7 protein-coding genes and 1 tRNA gene are annotated in these 6,276 nt (G+C 59.2%); 1 reads left to right on the plus strand and 7 read right to left on the minus strand.

Annotation, left to right across the window (positions count from 1 at the left end):
* Nucleotides 1-10: 10 nt before the first annotated feature.
* The 3 genes from F6V25_RS15885 to F6V25_RS15895 form a co-directional block, all read right to left on the minus strand.
* Nucleotides 11-1,300, minus strand: coding sequence for a homocysteine synthase (locus F6V25_RS15885; RefSeq protein WP_151129591.1), 1,290 nt, complete (start codon nt 1,298-1,300; stop codon nt 11-13).
* A gap of 90 nt (nt 1,301-1,390) precedes the next feature.
* Complete coding sequence (locus tag F6V25_RS15890; RefSeq protein ID WP_151129592.1) at nt 1,391-2,365, minus strand: sulfurtransferase; 975 nt, start codon at nt 2,363-2,365, stop codon at nt 1,391-1,393.
* A gap of 135 nt (nt 2,366-2,500) precedes the next feature.
* Nucleotides 2,501-3,046 carry a class I SAM-dependent methyltransferase gene (locus F6V25_RS15895; protein ID WP_151129593.1) on the minus strand — a complete coding sequence of 182 codons (546 nt, stop codon included), beginning with the start codon at nt 3,044-3,046 and terminating at the stop codon, nt 2,501-2,503.
* A gap of 335 nt (nt 3,047-3,381) precedes the next feature.
* Here F6V25_RS15895 and F6V25_RS15900 point away from each other — a divergent pair.
* Nucleotides 3,382-3,457: transfer RNA gene (locus F6V25_RS15900), tRNA-Lys, on the plus strand.
* A gap of 51 nt (nt 3,458-3,508) precedes the next feature.
* On the opposite strand, the gene F6V25_RS15905 is transcribed toward F6V25_RS15900, so the two are convergent.
* From F6V25_RS15905 to F6V25_RS15920, 4 genes are all read right to left on the minus strand, one after another.
* On the minus strand, nt 3,509-4,381 hold the full coding sequence (locus F6V25_RS15905; RefSeq protein WP_151129594.1) for a nucleotide-binding protein: 873 nt from the start codon (nt 4,379-4,381) through the stop codon (nt 3,509-3,511).
* A gap of 182 nt (nt 4,382-4,563) precedes the next feature.
* Nucleotides 4,564-4,746 carry a YezD family protein gene (locus tag F6V25_RS15910; protein ID WP_151129595.1) on the minus strand — a complete coding sequence of 61 codons (183 nt, stop codon included), beginning with the start codon at nt 4,744-4,746 and terminating at the stop codon, nt 4,564-4,566.
* Entirely contained in the window at nt 4,746-5,699 is a 954-nt protein-coding gene (gene cysK / locus F6V25_RS15915) for a cysteine synthase A (RefSeq protein WP_151129596.1), read from the minus strand. The genes F6V25_RS15910 and cysK overlap by 1 nt, the downstream gene beginning before the upstream one ends.
* Nucleotides 5,700-5,761: 62 nt before the next feature.
* Entirely contained in the window at nt 5,762-6,223 is a 462-nt protein-coding gene (locus F6V25_RS15920; RefSeq protein ID WP_151129597.1) for an RrF2 family transcriptional regulator, read from the minus strand.
* Nucleotides 6,224-6,276: the final 53 nt, after the last annotated feature.

Raw genomic sequence — 6,276 nt, forward strand, 5'->3', positions numbered from 1 at the left:
CCTGTTACCGTTACACCTGGGCCAAGGCCTGATCCAGGTCGACAATGATATCATTCACGTTCTCGATACCTACGGAGAGGCGAATGTAATCGGCGGTCACGCCGGTGGTGAGTTGCTCCTCGGGGCTCAACTGCTGATGAGTGGTGGAGGCGGGGTGGATCACCAGAGACTTGGCGTCGCCGATGTTGGCCAGAAGCGAGTGCAGCTTGAGGTGGTCGATAATTTTTTTCCCCTCTGCCACGCCGCCCCCCTTGATGCCGAAGCCGACCAGGGCGCCGAACAGGCCGCGAGTGTGGTACTTTTTGGCCACCTCATATGACGGAGAGTCCGGCAGTCCAGGGTAGGTAACCCAGCCGACCTTGGGATGATTTTTGAGAAACTGGGCCACGGCCAGGGCATTGGTACTGTGACGCTCCATACGCAGATGCAAGGTCTCCAGCCCCTGGAGGAACAGGAACGAGTTAAAGGGCGACACGGTCGGCCCGATGTCCCGCATCAGTTGAACGCGCACCTTGGTGATGTACGCGACGTTGCCCAGAGCCTCCCAAAAATTGATACCGTGGTAGGAAGGGTCCGGCTCGGCGATCTGGGGGAACTTGCCGTTGCCCCAGTTGAATGTGCCGCCATCCACGATCACGCCGCCGATGGAGGTGCCGTGGCCGCCGATGAACTTGGTGGCGGAGTGTACCACAATATCGGCGCCATGCTTGAGCGGCTGGACCAGATAGGGTGACGGCGTCGTATTGTCGAGGATCAGCGGGATATTGTTCTCATGGGCGATGGCCGCCACATTCTCTATATCCAGGGTATCCAGCTTGGGGTTGCCCACGGTTTCGCCATAGAGCAGCTTGGTCTTGGGGGTGATCGCCTTGCGAAAGTTCTCCGGGTCCGAGGGATCGACAAACTTGACCGTGACCCCCAGTTGGGGAAACGTGTAGTGGAACAGATTGTAGGTGCCACCGTACAGGCTGGTGGCGGAAACGATCTCGTCGCCGGCATGGGCCAGGGTCAGGATGGCCAGGGTAATGGCCGCCGCGCCTGAAGAGGTGGCCAGCGCCGCCGAGCCGCCTTCCAGGGCCGCCACCCTCTGCTCGAAGACGTCCGAGGTCGGGTTCATCAGACGGGTGTAGATGTTGCCAGGCTCCTGCAGCCCGAACAACCGGGCAGCATGGTCGGCGTCGTTGAAGACGTAGGACGAGGTCTGGTAGATGGGGACCGCACGGCTGTTGGTGGTGGGGTCCGGTTTCTGCCCTGCATGCAGGGCCAGGGTTTCTGCTTGATACACGGGAGAATCGCTCATTTGTGTGCCTCCATTGGCTGGGATGAACGCCGAAGCGTTTGGCTTATGGTTAAACCGCGCGGATCTTCGATCCGCTTGGTTACCTGATGACTAACGGGCTTCCGCCAATCGGGCACCTTGCGGCGCTCCCTGCGCCAGCGGGAGCGCGGTGTCTTTCGACCAGCCGATCCACGAACTGTCGTAGTTGTGCAGCTTCTCCAGCGGCCAGCCGGCGAGGTACAGCGCAAAGAGTGCCTGGGTGGAGCGCACCCCGGACTGGCAGTAGAAGTACTGTTCCTTATTCCTGTCGTAGCCGAGCGTGTGCAGCAGGTGCTCAAGTTCGGCGGCATTCAGCCACTCGGCCTGATTATCCTTTTTCTTGAACAGTGCCCAGTTGCTGTGGTTGCTGCCCGGAATCCGGCCGGCGCGGTAGGCGCCCTTCTTCAGCTCCTCGCCGGTAAACTCCTTCAGGTCCCGGTTATCCCACAACTGGGCGGTTGCACTACCACGCTTGGCATTGATCTCAGGGGTATCAACCCGCAGCCGCGGCTCGGCGATGCGGGCGGCAAAACCACCTCTGCGGGCCCGGGCGTCCGGGGCCAGGATATCGACCGGATACCCGGCCGCACGCCACGCCTTGACGCCGCCGTCCAACACCCTGACATCCCTCTTCCCGTAATAGGTGAAGGCCCACCAGAGGCGGGTGGCGTCGTACTTTGTGTCATAGACCACCACAACAGAGTTCTGGTCGATACCGAGCCCCTGAGCCAATCTGCTGAAACCGGCGGCATCGATGATATTGCCGGTGACGCCGTTCTGGGTCTCCGGGGGCGCCTCAATGGCCGGGCGATCCACCTGGCGCGAACCGGGGATGTGTCCCAGGCGGTATTCCACGTTGTTTTCAGCCGCCAGGATCACCAGTTTCGGGTTGTGGACATCGATCAAGCGCTTCAGTTCCTGGACGCTGATCAAAGCGTTCCCCCGGGGGTACCCCTTGTAGCCGGCCTCTCCGGCAAAGGCACTGGCCAGCGTCAGGTTCAGCAGGGCCAGGATCGTGAAAATAATACGGATCGGTTTTGTGTTCATGGCACGTCTCCTTTTGAATGGAAAAAGGCCGGGAAATGCCCATGATTATGGGACATTGAACCCGGCCTCCGGTTTTTCCGGTCAGCACAGAATCGTTTGTCGCAGGCCGTGGGGGCCTGTTCTGTAGTTACGGGCTTACGCCCGGTCCATCTGGTAGATGGCAGCCACCGCATGGCTGCGGTAATAATGGCTGATGCGCCGCAGGCCATGGGGCGCCAGAAGGGTATCGAGTTCCTCGTGGGTAAGGGTCTTGGAGCATTCCGCACACGAGAAATAGTCGTTGCAGGTCGTGTCGCAGCGTTCCTGCGGCTTGCGGCACCGCACCTCCATCAACAGGTAACCGCCCGGCCTCAGGTTGGCGACGGCGTTTTTCAGGTAGGCGTGCCGTTCGGCGCTGTTCATGATGATGTTGAACACATAGGTGGACAGCACCAGATCCACGTTCAGGTCGCTGCGGGGCAGTTCATCGGTGGCAAGCAGGCGCTCCACATGGTGAATGGCCGGACACCCTTCCAGCTTCTCCACCTGTTCCGGCAGGTCGGCGGCATAGACCTGAAACCCTTCCTGTGCCAGGTAAAGGGCGTTGCGCATGGTGCCGGTCCCGTAGTCCAGAACCTTCGCGGCATTCTGTTTTTTGAAGAAACGACTATAACGTTTCACACTCTCGGCTACGGCTGCCATTGCGCCCCCCTTGTTTAAAATATAATAACTATAAATTTAATAGATTAATAACATGCAGAAACAAAACCTGTCAAGAAGAATAATCGACATATCCCTTAAGCAGGCATGTTTTGACCGAAATCCCATTGTCTCCACAAAACCGGTTCAACACCCGGTTGCCTGCCAAGTCCACAACACTCACCTGATGATGCCACGTTCCACCCCTTGCTGTAGATGGCACAACACTTCAAATGCAGCTTTCTGGCTGATGGTACGGTTTTTTGAATTACATTGATCGTTTTTATTAATTATATCAATTGGACTGTCGTTTCGAATTAGGTTAGTTTACCAACGATGGGCACATAGCTTAGCTGGTAGAGCAGCCGACTCTTAATCGGCAGGTCGTCGGTTCGATCCCGACTGTGCCCACCATCTCTTCCCGCCACACTTCCCTACGCAACGCTATCACCTGCGACCTTACGGTCAAATCGCAGCCCCATCGGTAACCAGGCCGTTTTCAAGAGCATAGATCCGGTCTCCCCACGTTCGCGCCCATGCCCGCAGTTCTTCGGGCTGCATCGGCACAGACGGGCCCGGCTGGGACGCAGCCTCGTCAACGATCTGATTGGCCAGTCTGCGGTAGAAATAGGACTGGTTGGAGAGGGGCGACGCCTCGATGACGGTCTTGCCGTACAGTTCGCACTGTCTGACCATCAGGGAGCGGGGGATGCGCCCCATGGTGCGGGTGCGGGTCTGAACGGCAAAATCGGCGATAAACGATTCCTCGAACGAACTGCTGATGCTGTTGGGGATCAGTCCGCCCACCGGTACCGGCACATTCGATTCGCCATAACGGTCCAACATCTTGAAGATGGCGTTGGCGGCATGCAGCGACATGAAATCGGCCGTTGTCACCACAAACACCCGCCGGACCCCGATCTGCTGGACCGGGGTATAGAAGCTGGAGCAGGTGCTGTCGCCGGAGATGTCGTAGAGCACGAAGTCAGGAGCGACGGCCTCGAACAGGTCGATCCTCTTCAGTTCTGCAAGCGCGCGGGCTATCTCGGACGATCCGCATTGGCCCGAGCCGAACGGATCACCCAACTCGACGCAGGTGACCCCCTTGAACCCCTTGTGGGCAACGGCATCAACAGAGATCTCGCCCCGTTCCCGCAAAAGATCGAACACCGTCGGGATGGGATCGCCGTTGTTGAGGAGGCTGCACGAGTCGCCTTTCGGGTCACATCCAACCTGCAGGACGCTGAAACCGGCTTCTGCCAGGGCGGCGCTGAGGTTGGAGGTCAAGGTGGATTTGCCCACTCCCCCCTTGCCGTATAATGCGATGTGTTCTGTCATGGGTCGCCTCGTTTCCCATCCGGCAATCCGTCGCGGGACTCCGAACGTTTGAAAAGCAAGAGGCCGGGGCTGCCCATGGAAGGGACATGAACCCCGGCCTCCGGTTTATCCGGTCAGCGCGGAAAAGATGATTGATCGTTGTTCAAAGTTGCGAACGGAACCCCGTCGCCGCCGTTTGAGGATTAAATCCCGCCGCCGTCCACATATCCGGTTTTGTTGAGCCGGATCTTCTCGCTCTTGTCTACCTGGATCACCCGGCCGTCCTGCACCACCAGGGTCACCGTGCCGAAACGGATCGAGCTCAGCGCCTCACGCACGACCTGCTCCAGATCCCGGCTCCATGGTTCAGGGGGCGGGGCGGCCATCAGATGCCCTCGAACAGCGGCGTGGAGAGGTAGCGTTCAGCCGCGTCGGGAAGGATGGCGACAATGGTCTTGCCGGCAAATTCGTCCAGTTTGGCGAGTCGCACCGCGGCGGCAGCCGCGGCACCGCTGGAGATACCCACCAGGAGGCCTTCTTCGCGGGACAGCCGCTTGGCGAATTCGATGGCTTCGTTGCTCTCCACCGGTTCGACCCGGTCGATTACCTTGAGGTCAAGGGTGTCGGGGATGAAACCGGCGCCGATGCCCTGGATCTTGTGGGGAGCCGGTTTAATTGCCTGGCCGGCCAAAAACTGGGTGATGACCGGGCTCTCCTTGGGCTCCACCGCCACGGAGATGATCTTCTTCCCCTTGGTGTTCTTGATGTACCGGGAGATGCCGGTGATGGTGCCGCCGGTGCCGACCCCCGCCACGACCACGTCCACTGCGCCGTCCGTGTCGTTCCAGATCTCAGGGCCGGTGGTCTTCTCGTGGATCTCCGGGTTGGCCGGGTTCTTGAACTGCTGGGGGATGAAGTATTTCTTGGGATCGGAGGCGGCGATCTCCTCGGCCTTGGCAATGGCCCCTTTCATCCCTTCGGCACCCGGGGTGAGGATCAGGTTGGCACCCAGGGCGGCCAATACCCGGCGGCGTTCGATGCTCATGGTCTCGGGCATGGTCAGGGTCAGTTTGTAGCCCCGGGCCGCAGCCACGTAGGCCAAAGCGATGCCGGTGTTGCCGCTGGTCGGCTCGATGATCTCCACGCCCGGCTTGAGCACCCCGCGCTTCTCGGCATCCCAGATCAGGTTGGCCCCGATGCGGCACTTGACCGAGTAGGCCGGGTTGCGCCCTTCGACCTTCACCAGGACCGTGGCCTTGGCCCCGTCAACGACGTGGTTCAGTTTGATCAGCGGTGTGTTACCGATGGATTGGGAGTTGTCTGCGTAGATGGTGCTCATGGTTATTCTCCTTTCAGATGTTTACTGCCTATAGAAATACTAGATAAAAAGGGCAAAAAAATTCAGATGCTGAAATCCAGCACGTTTGCCCGCTTGCTCCGCTCGGTCTCGCTTCGCTCAAGCATGTCCGCTAGGGTCAGGCTGTCCAGCACCTGGGCCAGGGCCTTGTTGACATCCACCATCACCAGCCGGATGCCGCAGATTGCCTCGTCGTCGCATTCGTCGCACTTGGCGTAGTTGGTCTCGCTCAAGCACTGCACCGGCGCCAAGTCACCCTCAAGGATCCGTACCACGCTGCCCAGGGTAATCTTGGCAGGCGGGGAGGCCAGGTAGTAGCCGCCCCCCTTGCCGATCCTGCTCTGGAGGATGCCCCCCTTGCGCAGGGACAGGAGGATGAACTCCAGAAACTTCTTGGGGATGTTCCCGGCCTTGGCCAGGTCCGAAATCAATACCGGCTGGGAGGTGGGCTGCCCGGCCAGATGATAGAGCGCCTTAAGCGCGTATTTGGTCTTTTTCGATATCATGTCTAGTTGAACTATAGATAAAATAAATATACCCGGACGTCAAGGACTTTTTT

It is taken from the genome of Oryzomonas japonica, assembly GCF_008802365.1.
GTDB classification, from domain to species: Bacteria; Desulfobacterota; Desulfuromonadia; order Geobacterales; family Pseudopelobacteraceae; genus Oryzomonas; species Oryzomonas japonica.

What these genes read in the sequence shown, in the direction of transcription:
- F6V25_RS15885 (WP_151129591.1), bottom strand. Translation starts at nt 1,300, where the DNA reads ATGAGCGATTCTCCCGTGTATCAAGCAGAAACCCTGGCCCTGCATGCA.
- F6V25_RS15890 (WP_151129592.1), bottom strand. Translation starts at nt 2,365, where the DNA reads ATGAACACAAAACCGATCCGTATTATTTTCACGATCCTGGCCCTGCTG.
- F6V25_RS15895 (WP_151129593.1), bottom strand. Translation starts at nt 3,046, where the DNA reads ATGGCAGCCGTAGCCGAGAGTGTGAAACGTTATAGTCGTTTCTTCAAA.
- F6V25_RS15905 (WP_151129594.1), bottom strand. Translation starts at nt 4,381, where the DNA reads ATGACAGAACACATCGCATTATACGGCAAGGGGGGAGTGGGCAAATCC.
- F6V25_RS15910 (WP_151129595.1), bottom strand. Translation starts at nt 4,746, where the DNA reads ATGGCCGCCCCGCCCCCTGAACCATGGAGCCGGGATCTGGAGCAGGTC.
- cysK (WP_151129596.1), bottom strand. Translation starts at nt 5,699, where the DNA reads ATGAGCACCATCTACGCAGACAACTCCCAATCCATCGGTAACACACCG.
- F6V25_RS15920 (WP_151129597.1), bottom strand. Translation starts at nt 6,223, where the DNA reads ATGATATCGAAAAAGACCAAATACGCGCTTAAGGCGCTCTATCATCTG.